The organism is Stenotrophomonas sp. S41, from assembly GCF_016624625.1.
In the GTDB taxonomy this organism is placed as follows: domain Bacteria; phylum Pseudomonadota; class Gammaproteobacteria; order Xanthomonadales; family Xanthomonadaceae; genus Stenotrophomonas.
This window is the reverse complement of record NZ_JACVTV010000016.1, coordinates 38,407-59,718: the sequence shown is the minus strand read 5'-3', so window position 1 is coordinate 59,718 and position 21,312 is coordinate 38,407. Positions and strand designations below refer to the sequence as shown.

The 21,312-nt window shown below is 68.0% G+C and carries 18 protein-coding genes; 2 read left to right on the top strand and 16 right to left on the bottom strand.

Annotation, left to right across the window (positions count from 1 at the left end):
• Positions 1–222: 222 nt before the first annotated feature.
• From IAE56_RS05875 to IAE56_RS05850, 6 genes are all read right to left on the bottom strand, one after another.
• Entirely contained in the window at positions 223–1,230 is a 1,008-nt protein-coding gene (locus IAE56_RS05875; RefSeq protein WP_200751835.1) for an aminoglycoside phosphotransferase family protein, read from the bottom strand.
• Between the two features lie 98 nt (positions 1,231–1,328).
• Entirely contained in the window at positions 1,329–2,360 is a 1,032-nt protein-coding gene (locus IAE56_RS05870) for a heparan-alpha-glucosaminide N-acetyltransferase domain-containing protein (protein ID WP_200751834.1), read from the bottom strand.
• Entirely contained in the window at positions 2,357–2,956 is a 600-nt protein-coding gene (locus IAE56_RS05865; protein WP_200751833.1) for a TetR/AcrR family transcriptional regulator, read from the bottom strand. The genes IAE56_RS05870 and IAE56_RS05865 overlap by 4 nt, the downstream gene beginning before the upstream one ends.
• A gap of 82 nt (positions 2,957–3,038) precedes the next feature.
• Positions 3,039–4,763, bottom strand: coding sequence for an ABC transporter ATP-binding protein (locus IAE56_RS05860; RefSeq protein ID WP_200751832.1), 1,725 nt, complete (start codon positions 4,761–4,763; stop codon positions 3,039–3,041).
• Positions 4,760–6,544 (bottom strand): ABC transporter ATP-binding protein, encoded by a 1,785-nt coding sequence (locus IAE56_RS05855; RefSeq protein ID WP_200751831.1) that lies wholly within the window; start codon positions 6,542–6,544, stop codon positions 4,760–4,762. The genes IAE56_RS05860 and IAE56_RS05855 overlap by 4 nt, the downstream gene beginning before the upstream one ends.
• A gap of 177 nt (positions 6,545–6,721) precedes the next feature.
• Positions 6,722–7,333 (bottom strand): TetR/AcrR family transcriptional regulator, encoded by a 612-nt coding sequence (locus tag IAE56_RS05850; protein ID WP_200751830.1) that lies wholly within the window; start codon positions 7,331–7,333, stop codon positions 6,722–6,724.
• 105 nt (positions 7,334–7,438) lie between these two features.
• On the opposite strand from IAE56_RS05850, the gene IAE56_RS05845 reads away from it, so the two are divergent.
• Positions 7,439–8,512 carry an MBL fold metallo-hydrolase gene (locus IAE56_RS05845; RefSeq protein ID WP_200751829.1) on the top strand — a complete coding sequence of 358 codons (1,074 nt, stop codon included), beginning with the start codon at positions 7,439–7,441 and terminating at the stop codon, positions 8,510–8,512.
• 151 nt (positions 8,513–8,663) lie between these two features.
• On the opposite strand, the gene IAE56_RS05840 is transcribed toward IAE56_RS05845, so the two are convergent.
• Complete coding sequence (locus IAE56_RS05840; protein WP_200751828.1) at positions 8,664–9,443, bottom strand: NAD(P)H-dependent oxidoreductase; 780 nt, start codon at positions 9,441–9,443, stop codon at positions 8,664–8,666.
• Positions 9,444–9,527: 84 nt separating this feature from the next.
• Here IAE56_RS05840 and IAE56_RS05835 point away from each other — a divergent pair, with 84 nt between their 5' ends.
• The gene (locus IAE56_RS05835) at positions 9,528–10,421 is read left to right on the top strand and encodes a LysR substrate-binding domain-containing protein (protein WP_200751827.1); all 894 of its coding nucleotides are present in this window, start codon (positions 9,528–9,530) and stop codon (positions 10,419–10,421) included.
• Between the two features lie 117 nt (positions 10,422–10,538).
• Here the strand turns inward: IAE56_RS05835 and IAE56_RS05830 are convergent, their stop codons facing one another.
• The 9 genes from IAE56_RS05830 to IAE56_RS05790 all read right to left on the bottom strand — a co-directional run bounded on the left by IAE56_RS05830 (position 10,539) and on the right by IAE56_RS05790 (position 21,116).
• The gene (locus tag IAE56_RS05830; RefSeq protein WP_200751826.1) at positions 10,539–11,510 is read right to left on the bottom strand and encodes an ABC transporter substrate-binding protein; all 972 of its coding nucleotides are present in this window, start codon (positions 11,508–11,510) and stop codon (positions 10,539–10,541) included.
• A gap of 13 nt (positions 11,511–11,523) precedes the next feature.
• Positions 11,524–13,275, bottom strand: a complete 1,752-nt coding sequence (locus tag IAE56_RS21275; RefSeq protein WP_200751825.1) for an amino acid ABC transporter permease/ATP-binding protein — start codon at positions 13,273–13,275, stop codon at positions 11,524–11,526.
• The gene (locus IAE56_RS05820) at positions 13,272–13,832 is read right to left on the bottom strand and encodes a GNAT family N-acetyltransferase (RefSeq protein WP_200751824.1); all 561 of its coding nucleotides are present in this window, start codon (positions 13,830–13,832) and stop codon (positions 13,272–13,274) included. The genes IAE56_RS21275 and IAE56_RS05820 overlap by 4 nt, the downstream gene beginning before the upstream one ends.
• Positions 13,829–15,049 carry a M20 aminoacylase family protein gene (locus IAE56_RS05815; protein ID WP_200751823.1) on the bottom strand — a complete coding sequence of 407 codons (1,221 nt, stop codon included), beginning with the start codon at positions 15,047–15,049 and terminating at the stop codon, positions 13,829–13,831. Before IAE56_RS05815 ends, IAE56_RS05820 begins: the two co-directional genes overlap by 4 nt.
• Positions 15,050–15,053: 4 nt before the next feature.
• Positions 15,054–16,397: an LLM class flavin-dependent oxidoreductase gene (locus IAE56_RS05810; protein ID WP_200751822.1), complete on the bottom strand. Its 1,344-nt coding sequence runs from the start codon at positions 16,395–16,397 to the stop codon at positions 15,054–15,056.
• 18 nt (positions 16,398–16,415) lie between these two features.
• Positions 16,416–17,393, bottom strand: coding sequence for an LLM class flavin-dependent oxidoreductase (locus tag IAE56_RS05805; RefSeq protein WP_200751821.1), 978 nt, complete (start codon positions 17,391–17,393; stop codon positions 16,416–16,418).
• Positions 17,394–17,407: 14 nt separating this feature from the next.
• Positions 17,408–17,770 carry a DUF3088 family protein gene (locus IAE56_RS05800; RefSeq protein WP_200751820.1) on the bottom strand — a complete coding sequence of 121 codons (363 nt, stop codon included), beginning with the start codon at positions 17,768–17,770 and terminating at the stop codon, positions 17,408–17,410.
• Positions 17,771–17,938: 168 nt separating this feature from the next.
• Entirely contained in the window at positions 17,939–18,520 is a 582-nt protein-coding gene (gene msuE / locus IAE56_RS05795; RefSeq protein WP_200751819.1) for an FMN reductase, read from the bottom strand.
• 16 nt (positions 18,521–18,536) lie between these two features.
• Positions 18,537–21,116 carry a TonB-dependent receptor gene (locus IAE56_RS05790; RefSeq protein ID WP_200751818.1) on the bottom strand — a complete coding sequence of 860 codons (2,580 nt, stop codon included), beginning with the start codon at positions 21,114–21,116 and terminating at the stop codon, positions 18,537–18,539.
• Positions 21,117–21,312: the final 196 nt, after the last annotated feature.

The window sequence follows — 21,312 nt, the reverse complement described above, 5'->3', positions numbered from 1 at the left end:
ATCCTCAGAGGCTGCCGGCCAGCGGCCGGCACTACCGTGCCCGTCTGCCGGGAGGGCCTGAGCCCCTCCAACAACACAGTTGCTACATGGACGTATTTACGGCGTCCCCCTCAACCGGACCCACCCCGCCAACCCACGGAAAGCACGCTTTTGCAGTTGCCGTTGCAGTTGACGTCGCCGTTGCATTGAGCAGGTGCAGGGCTGCAAGCCCTGCAGAAACCCCTACACCGCGCTGTAGGCCCGTTCGGCCGCGCAGAAAACATTCCCCGGCGCGAACAACTCCCCCAGATGATGCAGCGCCTGCCGCCGCTGCTGCGGCGGCCGGTAACCGCCCTCCACGCCCATCAGCATCTGCTGGAACGCCACCAGATCCTCCAGGATGCGCACATGCCGATACCACGCGATCCACTGCGCATCGCCCAGGTCATCGCCATACCCCTCGGCAAACCCCTGCGGGCGCTCGCGCCCCCAGCGGCCACCCACTGCTGCCCCGACGAACATCAGGTCGCGCTCGCGCGGCGCCAGTGACAGACCGTCCCAGTCGATCAGGTGCAGCGCCCCGTCGTGCCCCATCAGCAGGTTCCCCGCGTGCAGATCGGTATGGCAGGGATGCAGCAGCGGCTCACGCTCGGCCAGCGCCTGCTGCAGCGCCAACGCACGCTGGTGCAGCGCGGTGATGCGCACGCGCTGTCGCGCCCACACCGCGTGGAAGGCACGCCCCCAGCGATCCTGCGCGGCGGGCAATGCCGCCGGTTGCTGCAGCCAGTGCCCTACCATCTCAAGTGCCTCGCAGCACAGCGATTGCCGCGGCAGTCCTTCGGCCAGCGCCTCCGGCAGCTGCGCCGTGTGCAGGCGGCGGAGAATTTGACCCAGACGCTGCCATTGCGCCGCACTCAACGGCGCTTCGAAACCGGACTGCCCTTCGATATACGGGAACAGCGTGAACTGCAGGCCCCAGCGCTGCACCGACGCACCACCGGTCATGGCCGGCCACGGTGCCACGATCTCCTCGATGCCCAGCGTGCCGCGCAGCCAGTGCAGACCGTCCCACACCTGCGGCGCCACCTGGTAGCTGCGGCACTTCAACCACCACTGGCTGCCGCGCGCATCGATGCGGAACACGCTCGCGTTGGCGTCGGCACCCACCACGCGCGGGACCACCGCGGTGGCGGTGATGCCGTAGGACTGCTGCAGTACTTCATTGATCTGCTGCGCCGACGCGAAGGACATAAGGCGGTCTTGCCGTGGAATCCTGACGCAGTGTCGCAGATGGCCAAGGCGGTTCGATGGCGATCCCGTCACAACATTGCATCACTGCGCGACACGGTCTAGCGGATCACGCGGTGCATCAGCGCTTCCAGCGGACCGCGCCGGTAGCGTGCCGACCACCACGCTGCCAACGCGGTCGCAGGAACAACGAACGCCAGCGCCGCGACCACCACGGCAGGCAGGCCCGCGGCGGAATCCAGCACGCCCATCGCTTCCAGTGCGCCCATTCCCAACAGGATGTGCGCCACGTACAGCGTCAGCGTCATGCGCCCTGCTGCGGTGAAGGGATGCCAGTGAACATCGGGCCAGCGCTCGACCAGCCACAGGCAGCTGCCGATGACCACGCAGGCCGCACCCGCACCTGCCAGCAGATACGCCGGGCCGGGCGGCATGGGCTGGGTTCCCAGCCACAGTGCAAGCGCATGGTGCTGCCCCCACTGCTGCAGGCCATGACCGCAGGCCAACAGGACTGCACCGCTCAGCACCAGCCCGGCCTGCGCGCGCGGCCGGGCAAGGTCCAGCCGCGCCAGCAGCATGCCCAGCAGGAAGAAGCAGAACCAGGGCGAGACCGGATGGAAACCGTTGAACCACAGGTTGCGCATCGCCCCGCGCCACTCCCACAGCCCGGCATAGTGCAGCGTGCGCCAGTCCCAGCCTTCGCTGTAATCCCAGTGCAGCAGTGCGAAGAACGAGACCGCAGCAAGCACGAGGATACTCACCAGCAACAGCCACCGCGGCGCGCGCAGCCACAGTGCACCCAGTACGAAGTACAGCGCGTAGTAATGCAGGATGTCGGCCGGAAATACGGTCAGGTTGAGCAGCCCAAGCACGGCCAGCACGATGGCGCGACGCCAGGCCTGCCCGATCGCGCTCCACGCAGGCTGACGCTGGCTCGCCAGCACCAGGCCGAGCCCGGCCAGCGTCACGAAGGTGGCCGATGCCTTGCCTTCCAGCAACCGGAACAGGCTGCCCAACCCCCCGTGCGCATCGCCGGCCCCCATCGCCAGCCGGAAGTTCACCAGCACCATGCCGGACAGCGCGAGATAGCGTGCGAGGTCCAGCCCGTGCAGGCGCCCTGCCGCTGCAGTCACCCGCGCGCGCCCATCAGTGCCGCCAGCAGCGCGGGGGCCAGCACCTCGACCGAGCCCGCATGCGTCTCCGCCATCTGCCCCAGGCCCGCGCGCAGTGCCGCGCTCTCGATGGCATCCAGCATCACCTGTGCCTGCAGCATGGCTGGCAGCGCAGGACGCCGCCGCTCGCGCTGGGCCAGCGCCTGCAGGGCATCGGCCAGTGCGTGCTGCAGGCGCGCGCGGTTGTTTGCGAAGGCGCGCGCCACATCCGGGTTGCGCGCACACTCGGCCAGCACTTCGACGCTGAGTACCGCCCACTGCGGCTCGCGGCACAGGGCATCGAAGGCGTGCAGCGAAGCCTGCACCTGCTCACGCTGGCCCTCGCTTTCCTGCAGCTGCTGCAGCAGGGGCTGCAGCGCCTCCTGTTCCAGTTCTGCCGCGGCCAGGATCAGCGCCTGCTTGCCCGGAAAGTGGTTGTACAGGTTGCCCAGGCTGACCCCGGCCGCCTGCGCGATGTCACGCATGCTGGCCTGATGGAAGCCTCGCTCCACGAAGCACTGCAGGGCAGCCTGCAGGATGTGGGCGGCACGCTGCTGGTTCTGTTCGTCACGGCTCATGCCCAAACAATGAACGAACGTTCGCTCAAATAAAAGATCCGCCCCGGCGTGCGGAGCGGATCGATTCAGGCGGACCCGCGACTCAACCCGCCTGTTGCGCCGCCCACAGGCGTGCGTAGGTACCCCCGGCCATGCACAACGACTCGTGTCTGCCCTGCTCCACCAGCCTGCCCTGCTCCAGCACCACGATGTGGTCGGCGTGCCGGACGCTCTGCAGGCGGTGCGCGATGACCACCACGGTGCGCCCGGTCGCCAGCTCGCTCATCGCCCGGCGGATCTGCACTTCGGCGGTCGGATCGACGCTGGCCGTCGCCTCGTCCAGCAGCAGCACCGGGGCATCCTTCAGCAGCGCACGGGCGATCGAAATGCGCTGCCGCTCACCGCCGGACAGCGATGCGCCGCCTTCATCCAGCAGGGTGTCGTAGCCCTGCGGCAACGCCATGATGAACTCATGCGCCTGCGCGCGCCGCGCGGCCTCCTGCACCTGTTCGCGGCTGGCATCGATGCGGCCGATGCGCAGGTTGTCCAGCACGCTGCCGGAGAACAGCACCACGTCCTGGAACACCATCGCCACCTGCCCATGCAGCGCGTCGGTGCCGATCTCGCGCAGGTCGGTGCCGCCCAGCAGGATCGCGCCCTCGTCGACTTCCCACAGCCGTGCGATCAGGTGTACCAGCGTGCTCTTGCCCGAACCGCTTGGCCCGACCACGGCCGTCAGGCGGCGCGCCGGCAGCACCGTGCTGATGCCCTGCAGTGCCGGTCCACTTTCACCGTCGTAACTGAAATGCACGTTGCGCAGTTCGATGTCCTGCCCGGCCGGCGACAGCGCCGACGTCGGCTCGGCCAGCGCGTCCACCTCCAGCAACTGCTCGATGCGGGCCAGGGCGCGGCGGCCGAAGCGCAGCAGCAGCACCGACAGGCCGAGGTCGAACAGCTGCCGGTACAGCGGCGCGGCCAACACCAGGAACGCGACCAGGCTGGCCACCGGCAGGCGGCCCTGTGCGGACAGCCACACACCCGCCACGGCCAGCAGCACGAAGCCGGTTTCCAGCACGAAACCATAGGCCGCCACCCACGGCGCCGGCCGCGACTCCACCTCGATCACCGCACGGTGCTGCTCATCCAGCGCCGATTGCAGGCGCGCCCATGCCTGGCCGAAGCGACCGGAACTGCGGATCGTGGCGATGCCCTGCAGGTAGTCCTGCAGTTCGGCATTGGCGGTGGCACTGGCTTCCATTACCCGCACGCCGGCCGCACCGGCCTTCCATTGCGCGATCATCAGCGCCAGCACCGCCACCGGCACCGTGGCGGCCACCACCAGCGCCAGCCGCCAGTCCAGCCATGCCAGGAACACCAGCAGGCCCGACGGCATCGCCACCCCGGCAACGAACACGCCGAGGAAATGCGACCATAGGTTTTCCACCAGCTCCAGGTCCGAGGTCAGGCGGGCGGCCAGGTCACCGCCGCGCTGGCGGGTGAACCAGCCCATCGGCAGGCGCCGCAGGTGGTCGGCAATGCGCAGCCGCGCCTCGCCCATCAGCGCGTAGGCACCAGTGAACACCAGGGGCATGCCGCGCGAACCGGCCACGATGCGCAGCACCACGCACAGCGCCATGCCCGCCGCCAGCCAGGCGATGCGCGGGCCCTGCAGCTGGCCGGTGAACGCATCGCGCAGCAGCAGGTAGAGCAGCGGATACGGCGCCGCTGCGAACAGGCCTTCGATGGCCGACCACACAAGCCCGCGCGTCAGCCGCGCATCGCGTGTGCCCGACAGTTTGTAGCCGGACTGCACCAGTTCGCGGATCATGCCGCACCTCCTTCCGCGCCCAGGCTCCAGGCACTGGCGGCGCTGTAATCTTTCCACAGTTGCTGATACGCCACGCAGCCGGCGATCAGCTCGTCGTGCGTGCCCTGCCCTGCCACCTCGCCGCCGTCCATCACCACGATGTGGTCCGCATCGACCACGCTGTCCAGGTGGTGGGCGACCATCAGCGCGGTGCGCCCGGCGCAGACCGCCTTCAGCGCCTCGCGGATCAAGCCGGCGTTCTCGGCATCGGCGTGCGAGGTGGCCTCGTCCAGCAGCAGAACCGGCGCGTCCTTCAGCAGCGCGCGGGCGATGGACAGGCGCTGGCGCTCGCCGCCGGACAGGCGCGTGCCCCGCTCGCCCAGCGGCGTGTCGTAGCCCTGTGGCAGGGCCATGATGAAGTCATGAGCGCGTGCCGCCTTGGCTGCGGCGACCAGCGCGGCCTCATCGGCCTGCGGGCGCGCCAGCAGCAGGTTGTCGCGCACCGTGCCATGGAACAGGTGCACGTCCTGCAGCACCACCGACATCTGTGCGAGCAGCACATCGAGCGACCAGCCACGCACGTCGACATCGCCGACACTGACCGCGCCTTCCTGCACGTCGTACAGGCGAGGCAGCAGGCGCAGCAAGGTGCTCTTGCCAGAACCGGACGCCCCCACCAGCGCAGTGGTGCGGCCGGCTTCAGCACGGAAGCTGACCCGCTGCAGCGCCGGCTTTTCACCATAGCGATGGCTCACCCCGACGAAAGCCAGGGCATGCGGTGCCGGGGGCTGCTGCGGGTTCAACGGTTCGGACAGCGCCGGTGCGTGCAGCAGCGCCTCGATGCGCTTGAGCGACGCAACGCGGTGCATCTGTTCGCCCAGCGCGTAGGTCAGCCGCAGCAACGGCGCCAGCACCACCGGCGCCACGAGCAGGAACAGCACCCAGGTCGCCAGGTCCAACGAACCGCGCATCAGCAGCCACGCGCCGAGCGGCGCGATCACCACCACGTTGGCGGTGAGCAGGCCGACGAACAGCACCCAGCCGCTGGCACTGACCCGTGCGTAGTCGGCCACCCAGGCCACTGCACCGCGGATGGCATCGGCCAGCTCGCCGAAGGAACGCGCGGACAGGCCGAAGGCCTTCACCACGTGCACGCCGCGCACGTACTCACCTACACGGTCGGCGATGCGTTTCTGCAGCGCGCTCCATTCCATCATGCGCGCGCCCGAGCGCGACATCAGCCACCACTGGATGGCCACGGCCACCGGCAACGGCGTGAGCGAGGCCAGCGCCAGGCGCCAGTCAGCCGCGAACAGCAGGACCAGTGCAGCCAGCGGCACCATCGCCGCGGCGGCTGCATCGGGCAGCATGTGGGCGAGGAAGCCCTCCATCGCGTTGACATCGTCGTTGAGCGTGCGTCGCAGGCTGCCGCTGCCGCGCTGGGCGAAGAAGGACATCGGCACCTCGCCCAGCCGTCGTGCCATCGCCACGCGCACGCGGTGCTGCACCGAGAACGCGCCGCGGTGGGCGAGCACATGGCTGACGGCCATCAGCGCCCAGCGCAGTGCCAGCAGAGCCAGGGCCCAGGCCAGCGACTGGCGGATCACCTGCGCGTCCGGCGTGCTGGACAGCAGCTGCTGCACCACGCGGTACAGGCACCAGAACGGCGCAACGCTCAAGGCGGCCGAAGCGATGGCGGTGAGGGCGGCCAGGCCGAGCAGGCCCGGGGACATCTTCATCAGGCCGAGGAAACCACCGGACGGTGGTGCGCCGGCCGGTGGCGGGGTCGCCACGTCGGTCATGGGGGATCTCCAGTTGCGACCCACACGACAGGCTGGCGGCGTGCTGGCAGCAGCGGATCGGATCAGCGCGGAATGCGTGCACACAGCCTAACGACCGCACGCGCACGCCGCGGCTGTGCGCCGCGCCGCTATCGCTGCACGATGCGCAGAATCAGATCACCTCGCTGCCGCGTGGGCTCAGCGCGCGTAGAACCCCAGGAACATCGCCACCGCCGATTCGGCGACCTTGCGCCGTTCGACCGGGCCCAGCGGCGGCTGGCCCATGGTGACCTGCGGCCAGAACGCGAAGCCCTTCACCAGGCCCTGCAGCTGGTGGTCGGCGAATTCCGGATCGACCTCACGCAGGCGTCCATCGGCGATGGCGGCGCGGATCCATGCGCTCACGCCACCTTCCTTTTCGCCCATGCGGCAGACAATCGCCTGCGCACGCTCGGGCGAATGGATGATCTCGGCCATTGCCACACGCGCCAGGTCGATGAAGTTGGCATCGCCCAGCAGGTCAAGCTTCTGCCCGAGCAGCTGCAGCAGCTGCACGTCGAGCGGCTGGTCGGCGCGGTACGGCAGCTCGACGGCGGCCATGCTGCTTTCCCACAGCTCTTCGAGGATGTGGCCGAACAGCTCTTCCTTGCTGGGGAAATGGTTGTAGACCGTGCGCTTGGACACGCCGGCCGCCGCCGCGATGCGGTCCATGCTGGTCGCCTCGTAGCCGGCGCTGCGGAACTCCTCCACGGCCGCGCGCACGATGGCTTCGCGTTTGCGGTCGGTCAGGCGTTGCGGGGCACGGGACATGGCAGGGAACCAGGAAACTGAACGGATGCGCATATTTTACACCGACCAGTGTACTTTCCTGAAATCGGAAACTACACTGTGCAGTGTACCCAGCGGACGTCCCCGATGAAGCGCCTGCTCCTCATCCTCCTGATCGGAACCCTTGCCGTGACCGCCTATACCTTCTGCAAGTCGTGGTCCCTGCCCGACTTCCCTGATTCTCCGCAGTACCGTGATGGCCGGTTCCAGAATGTCCTGCCGAAACCGGCGATGGGCCTGCGTGCGGGCGTCGAGCTGTGGTGGACCTTCCTGTTCAACCGGCCCAAGGGCACCGTGCCGACCGACCCGATCCCGGTGCAGGCGCTGGACCGTGCCACCTTGGACGCCGCACCGGACCGCACCCTGTTCCGGCTTGGCCACTCCACGATCCTGCTGAAGCTGCGCGGCCAGTACTGGCTGACCGACCCGGTGTTCTCCGAGCGTGCCTCGCCGGTGCAGTGGATGGGCCCGGCACGCTTCCACGCACCGCCGATCAGCATTGAAGACCTGCCGCCGATCGCAGGCGTGATCCTCTCGCACAACCATTACGACCATCTGGACCATGCCGCGGTGATGCAGCTGGCCGGCAAGACCGCGCGCTTCATCGCGCCGCTGGGCGTGGGCGACCAGTTGATTGCCTGGGGCGTGGATGCGGCAAAGGTCGAGCAGCTGGACTGGTGGCAGTCGACCGAGGCCAACGGACTGCGCCTGACCGCAACGCCGGGTCAACACTTCTCCGGCCGCGGCCTCGGTGACAGCGATCGCAGCCTGTGGGCCTCGTGGGTGATCCAGGACGGCGATTTCCGCGTCTTCTTCAGCGGCGACACCGGCTATTTCGACGGCTTCAAGGCCATCGGCGAGAAGTACGGCCCGTTCGACCTGACCATGATCGAGACCGGCGCCTACGACAAACGCTGGGCCTTCGTGCACATGCAGCCCGAGCAGACCCTGCAGGCGCACCTCGACCTGCGCGGCAAGTGGCTGCTGCCGATCCACAACGGCACCTTCGACCTGGCCCTCCACGCATGGCAGCAGCCGTTCGAGCGGATCACCGCGCTGGCGGCGGCGAAGAACGTGCCCGTGGCTACGCCGATCATCGGCCAGGCGCTGGACATGCAGGCGCCTGTGGCGGGTACGCGATGGTGGGAAGCCTCACGTTGAACCCAGGTAGCTGCCAACCTTGGTTGGCGCCTTCCGTCGACCAAGGTCGACGACTGACAGAGCGATAGCCGCCCGCGCTTTGGTAGCTGCCAACCTTGGTTGGCGCTCTCCGTCGACCAAGGTCGACGGCTACCAGGGCGCCCGAAGGCGATCACCCGTGCTGGTGAATCCCAAGACCCTCAGCTCCTTCGGCCAGACCCGACCGCAGCTCCAGCGACGGAATCAGGTAGTCCCCTGCGTTCTGCCGCCGGTACGGAATCACCGCGTCAGTGGCCAGGCCATCCAATCGCCTGCCCAGCCCTTCAAGCACGTCCGCCACGTTCTGCTCGCCCACCTTGCTGCTGCGGTAGATCACGTGGGGCGGCAGCACATCGAAACCGGGATAGAACAGGATCCCGTGCTGGATCGGGAACAGCAGATCATCGATCGGACCGTTGATGCCGCGGGCGGCGTAGTGCGACTCCCAGCCACCGGTGGTCACCACCAGCATCGCGCGCTTGCCGGCCATCGCGCCCTCGCCATAGCGGTCGCCCCAGTGCCGGTCCGAATGCTCACCCACGCCATAGGCGAAGCCATAGGCATAGACCCGGTCGACCCAGCCCTTGAGGATCGCCGGCATCGAGAACCACCACAACGGGAACTGCAGGATGACCGCATCGGCCCATCGCAGCTTGTCCTGTTCGCCGGCGATGTCGGCACTCTGCCGGCCATTGGCATAGGCCTCGCGCGAATCCAGCGAGGCATGGAAGGGGCGCTGCGGATCGCGCCCCGGATGGTCATCGCCATCGATCGGCGCCTTCCAGCGCATGGCGTACAGGTCTGACACCTGCACGGTATGTCCTGCCGCCTGCAGGCGCTGCACGGCGAAGTCCTTCAGCGTGCCGTTGAGCGAGGTGGGTTCGGGATGGGCGTAGACAAGCAGAACGTTCATGGATCACCAGATCAGGGAATGCCGATGACGATAGGCAGCATCACGCTATAGTTGAAATGAATTCCCGCAATTGCCCCCATTGCCATGGACAATATCCTGCGTCGCATCGACCTCAACCTGCTGGTGACCCTGCAGGCGCTACTGGAAGAACAGAACGTGACCCGCGCGGCCGAACGCCTGCACCTGGCCCAGCCCACCGTCAGCATCCAGCTGGCGCGGCTGCGTGACTTGTTTGATGACCCGCTGCTGCTGCCGGGTTCGCGCGGCATGCGCTGTACGGCCCGCGCCGAGGCGCTGCGCGAGCCGCTGGCCGAAGCACTGGAAGCGGTCCGGCGCACCGTCGCGCCGGTGCAGGCGTTCGATCCTGCCCGTGCACAGCAGACCTGGCGGATCATGGCGTCGGACTTCGGCGAATCCACCGTTGTGCTACCTGCACTCCCCGCGATCCGCGATGCCGCGCCGGGCACACGCCTGGCGGTGCTCAGCCTGGCGCCGGCGCAGATGGTGGCGCAGGGCGAGCGTGGTGAGATCGACGTTGCCATCCACATTGCGTCTGAAGCGCCGCCGTCACTGCACCAGCGTCCGCTGTTCCAGGAACGGTATGTCCTTGCTGGCCGGCGCGACCATCCAAAATTGAAGCGACGGCCGACGCTGAAGCAGTTCTGCGCGTTGCAGCACGCGATCGTGTCCCCCGATGGCGGCGGCTTCCACGGCAACACGGACAGCGCGCTGGCGCATGTCGGCGCCCGCCGCGAGGTCGTGCTGTCCGTGCCGCACTTCCTGTTCCTGCGCAGTGCCCTGCTACGCACCGACCTGGTCGCGATGATGCCTTCGCGCCTGGTGGAGGCTGACCCTGCGTTGAAGGCGGTGGAGGCACCGATCGACGTGCCGGGATTCGAGATGATGCTGTTCTGGCACGAGCGCGTGCACCGCGATCCCGCGCATCGATGGCTGCGGGAGCGTTTGGCAGCCCTGTAGAGGCCAACCCTGGTTGGCGCTCTGCCGCTCTGGTAGATCCCAACCTTGGTTGGCGCTCTGCGTAGACCAAGGTCGACGGCTACCAAAGCAAGGACGGTCGACGGCCATCAAGCGTGGTCACAGATCCGGCAAACCCGGCGGATTGGTCTGCGACTGCGGCACGGCTTCCTCGGCCAGGTTCCAGCGCGCCAGGGCCTGCGCATAGGTGCCGCTGCGGATCTGCGTGTTCAACGCTGCGGTGATCGCATCGGCCAGGCCGCTGCCCTTGCGGGTGGTCGCCGAGATCGCCGCGGCATCCGGCCAGCCACCGGGGAACAGCCCCACCCGGCGCACCTTGCCGTCGCGTGCGGAGTACGCACCCGTGGCGTTCGGCTCGAACGACACATCGGCGCGGCCGGTGATCACCGCCAGCCGCCCCACCACGGCATCGTCGAAGTACTGGTACTCCACCGGCTTCAGGCCGGCGGCGATGTTCTGCTGGTCCCAGTGCCGCAGGATCTGGTCCTGGTTGGTGCTCGCCCCGACCACCACCTTCAGCCCGGCCACGTCGGCCGGCTTCTCGATCTTCTGGATCGGCCCGTCGGTGCGGGTGTAGATGCCCAGCAGGTCGAACCGGTAGCTGGAGAAGTCGAACTTCTTCTTGCGCTCCTCGGTCACCGTCACATTGGACAGCACCGCATCGTACTTGCCGGATTCCAGCCCCAGCGGCCAATCCGGCCATGCCACCGGCACCAGCACCAGCTTCAGGCCCAGGCCATCGGCGATCAGCTTGGCGATGTCCGGCTCGACACCCACCACCTGCTTGCTGTCGGCACCGTAGTCGGCCAGCGGCAGCTGCGCCGGATGGGTTGCCACGGTCAGCACACCGGGGGTCACGAAACGGTAGCCCGCCGGAATCAACGCCTGCGCCTTCGGGTCGGGCGTGCCGGTCAGCGCAGGCGCATCGGCACCGGCCAGGGTCACACTGGCGGCAGGCGCATCAGCGGGCGCGCGCACGCGGGAGTAAACGATGCCGGCGATGCCGATGACCAGCACAGCGCCGATCAACAGGGTGCTGCGCGAGGGACCGCGGGATGCTGCAGGGCTCATGGAAGTCCTCGGGTTACAGGGTCTTGGCCAGAAAATCGGCCGTGCGTTGCTGGCGCGGCCGCTCGAACAGCGCCTCGGGGCTGCCCTGCTCGATCACCCGGCCCTGGTCCATCATCACCACGGTGTCGGCCACGCGCCGGGCGAAGCTCAGTTCGTGGGTGACGATCACAAGGGTGGTGCCGGAGCTGGCCAGCTCCTCGATCACGCTCAGCACTTCGGCCACCAGTTCCGGGTCCAGTGCCGAGGTCGGCTCATCGAACAGCAGTACCTTCGGCTGCAGGGCCAGCGCACGGGCAATGGCAATGCGCTGCTGCTGGCCACCGGACAGCTGCCGCGGGAAGGCATCGGCCTTGTCGGCCAGGCCGACACGCTGCAGCAGGTCGCGCGCCTGCTGCTCGGCCTGCGCACGCGGCAGGCCACGCACGGCGATCGGCGCCTCGATGATGTTTTCCAGCGCGGTCAGGTGCGGGAACAGGTTGAAGCCCTGGAACACCATGCCGACCCCGGCACGTCGGCGGCGGATCTCGCTCTCGGGCAGCTCGTACAGCGTGTCCCCGTCGCGGCGGTAGCCGATCAGCTGCCCGCCCACGGCCACATAGCCACCGTCGGCGCGCTCGAGATGGTTGATCAACCGCAGCAGGGTCGACTTGCCCGCGCCCGAAGGACCAATCAGCACGGTCACGCTGCCGGCGCGCAGCTCAAGGTTCACATCCTCCAGCACCGTCTGTTCGCCGAACACCTTGCCGACACCGTGCAGCGCCACCGCGGCGCCCTGCCCGGGCTCGACCTGGGCCGCGACACGCGGTCGGCTGGCCACGCGCGGTTCCCCCTGCGCTGCGGGCCTTACCGGTGAGGACACCCGCGAGATGCTGCGCTCGCGCTGCAGCTGGCCACGCGCGAAACGCTGCTCCACCCGCCGCTGCAGCAGCGACAGCACGGTGAGAATGACCAGGTACCAGACCGTGGCCACCATCAGCAGCGGCACCACTTCCAGATTGCGCCGGTAGATCACCTGCACGGTGTAGAACAGCTCCGGCAACGCCAGCACGTAGACTACCGACGTGCTCTTGGCCAGGCCGATCACATCGTTGAAGGCCGCCGGCAGGATCGAGCGCATTGCCTGCGGCAGGATGATGCGGCGTACCTGGCGACCGCGCGGCAGGCCCAGCGCCTCGGCGGCTTCGTACTGCCCATGGTCGACCGAGAGGATACCGCCACGGATCACTTCGGCCGAGAACGCCGCCTGGTTCAACGTCAGGCCCAGCACCGCCGCGGTGAACACACCGATCAGCTGCGTGGTCGGGTACGAGAACAGGCTGATGCCGGTGAACGGCACGCCCAGTTCGATGGTGCTGTAGAGATAGCCGAGGTTGTTCAGCAGCAGCAACAGCACCAGCAGCGGAATTGAACGGAACAACCACACGTACCCCCATGACACCGCCGACAGCAGCGGCGAGCCGGAGACGCGGGCCAAGGCGAGCAGCGTGCCGAGCGCGAAGCCCAGGCCGGTGCCCAGCGCGGTCAGCAGCAGGGTGCGGCCGAGCCCTTCCAGCACCGGGCGCGCGAAGAACCATTCGGCGAACGTGCCCCAGCCCCAGCGCGGGTTGCCCAGCACCGACTGCAGCCCGATCAGTATCAGCGCCAGAGCCAGCACCGTACCGACGGTCTGCAGCGGGTGCCGCGCCGGTACGATCTTCAAGGCCGGTGCGGACGCGGTTACCGGGCGGGCGGCGATGCCCTCCAGCGCGGTGGAAGGCGTGCTCATGCATGGGCTCCGTGCAGCAGTACAGCACTGGCCGCCGGCAACGGCGCCGACGCGTGCAGGTGTTTCTCGAATGGCAGATGGGCGATGGACTCCGGGTCCGCGTTCAGATCGAACAGCGCGGTGTAGCCATGGCTGAGGTACAGGCCCACCGCCTCGGGCTGGCGGAAGCCGGTGGTCAGGAACACGCGGCGATAGCCCTGGCGAGTGGCCTGGTCTTCCAGCTCCTGCAGCACGCGGCGGGCGATGCCCTGCCGGCGCAGGCCGGGCAGCGTCCAGATCCGCTTGAACTCGGCGGTGTCCGCGTCGCGGTGCGGCATGAAGGCGCCGCCGGAGATGGCGACGCCATCGCGCAGCAGAAGCACGAAGGCCCCCACCGGTGCGGCAAACGCCTGCGCCGGGTAGCGCTGCAGCTCCTCGCGTGCACTCCCGCCGACGCGTCCGCGCACATCGGCGTAGCGGCTGTCGTACTCCTGCTCCAGGCCATCGAACAGCGGCCGCGCCAGTGGATCATCCACCGAGGTGTAGAGGAAACGCTCGTTGTCGAACTGCACGCTCATGCCGCGTCCTCCACCAGGTAGTGCTCGGCCAGGCGCGCCCACAGGCTGGCTGCCGGGGCGATGGCTGCGTCGTTGAACACGTAGCGCGGGCTGTGCAGCGGCGCGCTGTCGCCGTTGCCGACGAATACCAAACTGCCGGGCCGCGCCTGCAGCAGGAAGGCGAAGTCCTCGCTGGCCGTACGCGGCGCGAACGCCCGCACCACCTGCGCCTCACCAAAGCCCTGCCGCGCGACCTCGCGGATGTAGGCGGTCTCCTGCGGATGATTGATGACGCTGGGGAAGCCGCGCGGGAATTCGATCTCGGCACGCGCACCGAACGCAGCGGCGGTCTGCTCGGCAATGTCGGTCACCCGGCGGCGCAGGATGTCGCGCACTTCCGGCAGGTAGGCGCGCACGGTCAGCTTCAGCTCCACCACGTCGGGAATCACGTTGGCCGCCTGCCCGCCGTGGATCGAGCCCACGGTGACCACGCCCATCTGCCGCGGATCCACGTTGCGCGAGACCACGCTCTGCAGCGCAGTGATGATGTGCGCGGCAACCAGGATCGGGTCGACGCTGCCCTGCGGCTCTGCGCCGTGGCCGCCCTTGCCGATCACCTTCAGCCGCGCCCAGTCCACCGATGCCATCGCCGGCCCATCGACGAAGCCGAAGTGCCCCACCGGCACGCCCGGCCAGTTGTGCAGGCCATAGATGGCATCCACCGGGAAGCGCTCGAACAGGCCGTCTTCGATCATCTTCGAGGCACCCGAACCGGTCTCTTCGGCCGGCTGGAACACCAGCTGCAGGGTGCCATCGATGCGCCCGTGATGGGCCAGGTAATGCGCCGCCGACAGCAGGATGGCGGTGTGGCCATCATGCCCGCAGGCGTGCATCAGCCCTTCGTTCTGGCTGGCATAGGCCAGACCGGAATCCTCCTGGATCGGCAGTGCATCGATGTCCGCGCGCAGGCCCAGGCGACGGCTGCCCTGCCCGCGCTGCAGCGTGCCCACCACGCCGGTGCCACCGACGCCCGTGGTCACCGCATAGCCCCACTCCTGCAGCAGCTCGGCCACGCGGGCGCTGGTGCGATGTTCCTCGAACGCCAGTTCGGGGTGGCGGTGCAGATCGTGGCGCAGGGCGATGGCTTCTTCGGCGCGTGCTGCGATCTGCGGCAGCACACCGATCGTTTCATCGTGTCGGCGGGCGTGGCCCGGGGCGATTGGCAGTTCTCCGCTCATCGTCCTACCCCACCTTCCGCGCCGGCTCGGTGTCGGTCGCATGGCGGCTGGCCTTGCGCGGCAGGCCCAGATGGTCGCGCAGGGTCTGCCCCTGCAGCTCGCGCTGGTGGTAGCCACGCGCCTGAAGAATCGGCAGCACCAGCTTCACGAAATCATCCAGGCCCTCGCGCTGCGCGGCAAAACCCAGGATGAAGCCATCGCTGGCACCGGCATCGAACCAGCGGATCAGTTCGTCGGCCACGTGCTGCGGCGTGCCGATGAAGTTCGGCCGCGGGCTGACCGCCTGCAGTGCCACCTGGCGCAGGGTCAGGCCCTGCTCGCGGGCGTCCTGCTTGATGCGGTCGGTGGTGGAGCGGAACGAGTTGCTGCCGATGTCGCCCAGCTCAGGGAACGGCGCATCCGGGTCGTACTGGCTGAAATCATGGTGGTCGAAGAAGCGCCCCAGATAGGCCAGCGCATCGTCCAGGCTGGCCAGCGCGGCAATGGCCTGGTACTTGGCCTCGGCCTCGGCCGCCGTATGACCAACGATGGGGCCGATGCCGGGGAAGATCTTCACGTCGTTGCCGCTGCGGCCATGGGCGATGGCCGAATTCTTCACCTTCTGGGTAAACGCACGCGTCTCTTCCAGCGAAGGCGAATGGGTGAACACCGCATCGGCGTACTTGCCGGCCAGCGCGATGCCATCATCGGACGAACCTGCCTGGAAGATCACCGGCTGCCCCTGCGGCGAGCGCTGGATGTTCAACGGGCCTTCCACCTGGAAGAACTTCCCCTTGTGGTCCAGGCGGCGGAATTTCTCCGGTGCGAAGAAGGTGCCGCTGTCGCGCTCACGCACGAAGGCATCGTCATCCCACGAATCCCACAGGCCCTGCACCACGTCCAGGTATTCATCGGCAATCTGGTAACGCAGCGCATGCTCCGGGTGCGGGCGTCCGTAGTTGCGGCCCGAGCCTTCCAGTGGCGACGTCACCACGTTCCAGCCGGCGCGGCCACCGCTCAGCAGATCCAGCGAGGCGAACTGGCGGGCGACGGTGAACGGATCGCTGTAGGAGGTCGACAGCGTGCCGGCCAGGCCGATCTTCTTCGTCGCGGTCGCCAGTGCGGACAGCAGCGAAATCGGCTCGAAGCGGTTGAGGAAGTGCGGGATCGATTTCTCGTTGATGTACAGGCCATCGGCCACGAAGCCGAACGCGATGCCGTTGTCCTCGGCGGTGCGCGCGATGTCGATGTAGAACTGCAGGTTGACGCTGGCGTCGGTCGGGTTGGAGGGATGCTTCCAGGCATGCATGTGGCTGCCGGGGCCCTGCAGCATGATGCCGAACGGAATGTGGCGCGGAGGGGTGCTCATGGGGGTCGCTCCTGCAGGTCAGGCCACCGCCGCGCGCGGCGCGGGCGACAGCAGTTCAAGGGATGTCAGGCGGGCATCCAGGTCGGCCACGGGGGCGTCGAGGATGAATTCACCCACGCCGAAGCGCCGGTGCAATGCGTCCAGTTCGCCACGCACATGCGCGGCATCGCCGGACAGCACGCTGGGACGGGTTTCCTCGATGCGGAAATCGCTTACCCCGACCTGCCGCGCGTACTCGGCGGCCGCTTCCGGGCTGGGCAGGTTCACCGTCTGGCCCGGGCCGAGGTGCAGCTTGTAGACGCGCAGTGCGCCGATGTGGCGAGCAGCGGCTTCGCTCGTGGGCGCTGCGAAGGCGACCGTGGCCAGCAGCGGCGGCTGCGTGGACAGTGCGCGGTAGGCCTCGAAGGCCGCCTCGATATGGGTCGGATCGCCATCGAAATGCGCCGCATACACAAATCGCCAGCCGAGCTCGGCCGCCTGTCGCGCGCTCTGCCGGCTGGCGCCCAGCAGGAAGCGTTCGGGTGCACTGTGTGGCACAGGCCGCGCCTGCGCGTCTTCCTGCGTGCCGGACAGATAGCCTTCCAGATCACGCAGCTGCTGGGCGAAGTCGGCGAAGGACGGTCGACCCGCGGCCAAAGCTGCGGTCGAGGCCGGCAGCCCACCGGGGGCCTTGCCCACGCCCAGGTCCACGCGGCCCGGCGCCAGCGCTGCCAGCAGGTTGAAGTTTTCGGCCACCTTGTACGGTGCGTAGTGGCGCAGCATCACCCCGCCGCTGCCGATGCGGATGCGCCGGGTCTGCGCCAGCACCCACGCCGCCAGCACTTCCGGCGCCGGGCTGGCCAGGGTCGGTGCGGCATGGTGTTCGGCGAACCAGTAGCGGTGGTAGCCGAGTTGTTCGGCACGCTGCGCCAGCTGCAGGCTGTTGCGCAGTGCCTGCTCGGGCGTGCCACCGTCGGCCACCGGGCTCTTGTCCAATACGCTGATCAGGTAGCTCATGCGCGCGTCCTCGCTCAGGGATGGGCCACGGGAATGCCGAGCAACCCGTTCAGGGCAGCCAGGATGGGTTCGGCACCGGACACGTACTGGCGCTCGAGGTGGGCACCGTTGGCGTGTTCGCTGTGCACGCCCTGCGGCAGCACCAGCTTGGGCAGCGACTGGTCCTGTTCGCCGATCTCGGCAATCACTTCGCGGCGCGGCCGTGCAAAGCCGATCCGGCGCACGTCCAGGTGTGCATCCAGGCCATCGATGCTCGACAGCGCGCCTTCCAGCAGCAGGCTGTGGCGGCAGAAGAAGCGCTGCCCGGGCAGCTGGCCGTCCTCGAACTCGCGGTCCAGCAGGAACAGGATGGGTTTGGGGGTTGCGTCTACAGCCACGGGGTCGTCCTCATCAGGTCCGGCACCGCAGTGCCGCTTCGTCTTCGATGCTAGAGAAGGCCGGCGCTGCATCTGCGCCATCGCGCGACAATCGGCGGTCAGATCCGGCCACGCAGATGCGCCTTGGCCATAAGCAAAACGCCGCCGGTTATGCCGCGCGCTCGCCGCTCACGCGATACGCCGCAATGGCGCGGGTGCAGCGACTGCCTGCACCGCCAGATGGCCAGCGGCACGCTCGGCCGCGAGATCAATTCGCGCCTGCAGCGCAGCGCTGTTGATCTGCGCGCCATCGAAATCCGCCGGCGTGGCATACACCCCGATCGGCAGCGTGTGCGCCTGCAGGAAACTGAACAACGGGCGCAGCTGGTGGTCGATCACCAGTGCATGGCGTTCGCTGCCACCGGTGGCGGCCAGCAGCACCGGCGTGTCGACCAGCGCCTCCAGCTCGATGAAATCCACCAGGTGCTTGAACAGCCCCGGGTAGGAACCGCGATACACCGGCGTGGCCACCACCAGCAGATCCGCCGATTCCACGGTGGCCAGTGCCTGTTCAACGGCCGGCTCAACCTCGGCACGCGTCAGCGACTGCCCCAGCGAGCGCGCGATCGGCGCCAGCTCCACCAACGTCACGCTGGCATGCAGGCGCTCCTGCAGTGCGTCCAGCAGGTGTCGCACCAGCAGCAGCGTCCGCGACGTCGCCGAACTCGACGGCGAACCAATCAATGCAACCACGTTCAATGCAGATGACATGCAATGCTCCTTTCAATCAAAACCGGTAATTGACCCGCCCGTACCAGAACGCACCCACGGTGCTCAGCACATCGCCGGTATCCCAGGTGGTCTCGATGCTGGCCACGTCGCTGGCGCTGCGCGCGTACTCGGGCACCTTGCGGGTGCGCTTGTCGAACAGGTTGTTGATGCCCAGCGCCGCGCTCCAGCCGCCGCCCAGCTTGACGCCGCCGGACAGATTGGTCACCAGGACCGGCGGCTGCTTGTACTCCACGCCGTTGTTCAGGCGCTTGATCGGGCCGTAGTAGGTGAAGTCCAGGTTCGAGCGCCAGCGCCCGTTCTGCCAGCCCAGGCCCGCCACCTGCGTGTAGCTGGGCGTGCGGAAGCGCAGTGCGTATTCGCTGGATTTCGTCAGCAGGTTGATGTTCGGCAGGCCCTGCAGCGCGGCAGGAATGTCGCTGACCTTCTGGATGGTGGTGCGGCCGACGTTGGCCGCGTAGGTCCAGCGCAGCTTGCCCCACGCGGTGTCCTGGTTCGCTTCCAGGGTCAGCTCGACGCCGCGCGTACGGGTGTTGCCCACGTTGGTGAAGTAGCTGGCATAGAACGCATCGCCGGGCAGGATGCTGATGCCGGCCGTGCCCAGCAGCGCATCAATGGTGCTCTTCTGCGCCGCGGTCAGCACCGTGCCGCTGTTGTCGGTGATGTTGGCCGGGTCCTGCGCGTTGTAGCCGATCTGGCTGGACTGGCCCAGCTGGCCGCGGATGTCGATCTGGTACGCATCCACCGCCAGGTGGAAGGCCGGGCTCGGGTCCCAGGTGACGCCCAAGCTGTAGTTGGTGGCTTTCTCCGGCTTCAGCGGCGTCGCGCCGAGGGCAACGGCCGCCGGCGATGACACCTGTGCCACCAGCGTGGTGCCGCACGGGCAGCTGCCGGTGGCTTGGTAGAACTGTGCCCCCAGGCTGGGCGCATGGAAGCCGTTGCTGACTGTCGCGCGGACGCCCAGCGCATCGGTGAAATCAAAGCGCGTGGTCAGGCGCGCGGTCGACACACTGCCGAAGTCGGAATGATCTTCCCAGCGCGCGGCTGCATCCAGGTACCAGCGCGAGGTGATGTTGCTGGCCGCGCCCACGTACACCGCCTTGCTGTTGCGCGTGGCCTTCACCACATCGGCGGTGGAGTAGCCGACGAAGGCGGCGGCACCGAAACCGGTGTACGACTCCCACTGCCCTGCCCCGCGCTCGTACTGTTCATGCTGGTACTCGGCACCGGCACTTACTTCCAGCGGTGAAGCCAGCGCCGCGACGTCGAAGCCGCGGCGCAGGTCGAGGTTCGCGATGCCCTGCTGGTAATCCAGCTTGCCGTCATAGAAGTCGGTGGGCGAGCCCGGGTACGGCAGCGAGAAGTTGGCCGAGTTGCGCGTGTAGGTGCGCACCGTGCTGCGGTTGCCGGTCAGGCTGGCGTCGTAATCCCAGCCAGCCAGCTGGCCCTTCACCCCGGCACTGCCGGTGTACTGCTTCTCCTTGGTCTCCAGCACCGGCAGGAAGCCGTCGGGCCACACGCTCAGCACGCTCGGTGCCTTGTAGGTGGTGAAGATCGTCGCTGGCAGGCGGAAGTTCTGGATCGCCTGCGCGCTGCGGTCGCTGGCGGTCGCCGTGGCGTAGAACTGGGCGTTCTCGCCCAGACCGTGGCCGGCGTTCAGTGCAAAGGACTTCAGCGAATACGACGGTGAACTGAGGATGGTGTTGGCTTCGGCATCGCGCGTGGCCTCGGCCGGGTTCGGCGTCGCACCGGCGGGAAGCTGGTTGTTCGGCCGCAGCGCGACCAGATTGCCGTTGGCATCCACTGCCGGATAGCTCAGGTAGCCATCGATGTAGCGCCGCGTGCGGATGGCGTGGTGCTGGCGGGTGGTTTCGCCAGACAGGTTGACGAAGCCATCCTCCCCCCACGGCAGGCCGACGTTCGCGCGCACGCTGGTACGCGTGCCGTCGCCGTCGATGCTCTGCCCGCTTTCCACCGAAACATCGCCACCCTGCGCCTGCGACTTCAGGATGACGTTGACCACGCCGGTGATGGCATCGGAGCCGTAGATGGCGGAGGCACCATCGCGCAGCACTTCCACATGGTCGATGGCCGCCACCGGAATCAGCGCGAGGTCGGCCCAGGCATGGCCGGGATAGCCGCCACCATTCGCACCGCTGACATAGGCGCTGGCATTGCGGCGCTTCCCATTCACCAGCACCAGCGTGTAGCCCGGCGACAGGTTGCGCAGCTGGTAGCCGCGGATCAGGCTTTCCTGGTCGCTCTGGTAGCCACCGATCTGGCTCAGCGACGGCAGGCTGCGCTGCAGCGCTTCCAGCAGGTTGGCCTGCCCGGTAGCCGCCAGATCCTCGGCGGAGATCACGTCGATGGGCGTGGAACTGTTCTTGACCGTGCGCGTGCTGGAGCGTGAGCCGGTGACCACCACTGCATCCAAAGTAGATGCGGCGAGGTTGGCAGAGGCGGCAGTCGCCGCATCTGCGGGGGCATCTGCCTCGGCAGCATGGGCAGTGGCAGCAGCCAGCGCGGCTGCAATGAGGACAGCAAGGGAATTCAGGACAGGCGAATGGGCGGCAGGCATGGGGGCTCGTGGGGGTGGGCCGGAGACACACCTCCATTCAAAGACCCCGGCCGACGACGCAACAGCCGATATCGCGTCACCCAACCGTCATATCCGGCCAGCCACATGACCGCTGGTAATGACCTTACGCAAGGGGTGATGCCAGGGGTCGGATCCCTTCCGCAGGAAGGGCTCTGACCCCGGTGCGCGCACCGGG

What these genes read in the sequence shown, in the direction of transcription:
- IAE56_RS21275 (WP_200751825.1), bottom strand. Translation starts at nt 13,275, where the DNA reads ATGAGCACGCCTTCCACCGCGCTGGAGGGCATCGCCGCCCGCCCGGTA.
- IAE56_RS05820 (WP_200751824.1), bottom strand. Translation starts at nt 13,832, where the DNA reads ATGAGCGTGCAGTTCGACAACGAGCGTTTCCTCTACACCTCGGTGGAT.
- IAE56_RS05865 (WP_200751833.1), bottom strand. Translation starts at nt 2,956, where the DNA reads ATGAGCCGTGACGAACAGAACCAGCAGCGTGCCGCCCACATCCTGCAG.
- IAE56_RS05850 (WP_200751830.1), bottom strand. Translation starts at nt 7,333, where the DNA reads ATGTCCCGTGCCCCGCAACGCCTGACCGACCGCAAACGCGAAGCCATC.
- msuE (WP_200751819.1), bottom strand. Translation starts at nt 18,520, where the DNA reads ATGTCATCTGCATTGAACGTGGTTGCATTGATTGGTTCGCCGTCGAGT.
- IAE56_RS05840 (WP_200751828.1), bottom strand. Translation starts at nt 9,443, where the DNA reads ATGAACGTTCTGCTTGTCTACGCCCATCCCGAACCCACCTCGCTCAAC.
- IAE56_RS05815 (WP_200751823.1), bottom strand. Translation starts at nt 15,049, where the DNA reads ATGAGCGGAGAACTGCCAATCGCCCCGGGCCACGCCCGCCGACACGAT.
- IAE56_RS05860 (WP_200751832.1), bottom strand. Translation starts at nt 4,763, where the DNA reads ATGATCCGCGAACTGGTGCAGTCCGGCTACAAACTGTCGGGCACACGC.
- IAE56_RS05855 (WP_200751831.1), bottom strand. Translation starts at nt 6,544, where the DNA reads ATGACCGACGTGGCGACCCCGCCACCGGCCGGCGCACCACCGTCCGGT.
- IAE56_RS05835 (WP_200751827.1), top strand. Translation starts at nt 9,528, where the DNA reads ATGGACAATATCCTGCGTCGCATCGACCTCAACCTGCTGGTGACCCTG.
- IAE56_RS05805 (WP_200751821.1), bottom strand. Translation starts at nt 17,393, where the DNA reads ATGAGCTACCTGATCAGCGTATTGGACAAGAGCCCGGTGGCCGACGGT.
- IAE56_RS05830 (WP_200751826.1), bottom strand. Translation starts at nt 11,510, where the DNA reads ATGAGCCCTGCAGCATCCCGCGGTCCCTCGCGCAGCACCCTGTTGATC.
- IAE56_RS05790 (WP_200751818.1), bottom strand. Translation starts at nt 21,116, where the DNA reads ATGCCTGCCGCCCATTCGCCTGTCCTGAATTCCCTTGCTGTCCTCATT.
- IAE56_RS05875 (WP_200751835.1), bottom strand. Translation starts at nt 1,230, where the DNA reads ATGTCCTTCGCGTCGGCGCAGCAGATCAATGAAGTACTGCAGCAGTCC.
- IAE56_RS05845 (WP_200751829.1), top strand. Translation starts at nt 7,439, where the DNA reads ATGAAGCGCCTGCTCCTCATCCTCCTGATCGGAACCCTTGCCGTGACC.
- IAE56_RS05810 (WP_200751822.1), bottom strand. Translation starts at nt 16,397, where the DNA reads ATGAGCACCCCTCCGCGCCACATTCCGTTCGGCATCATGCTGCAGGGC.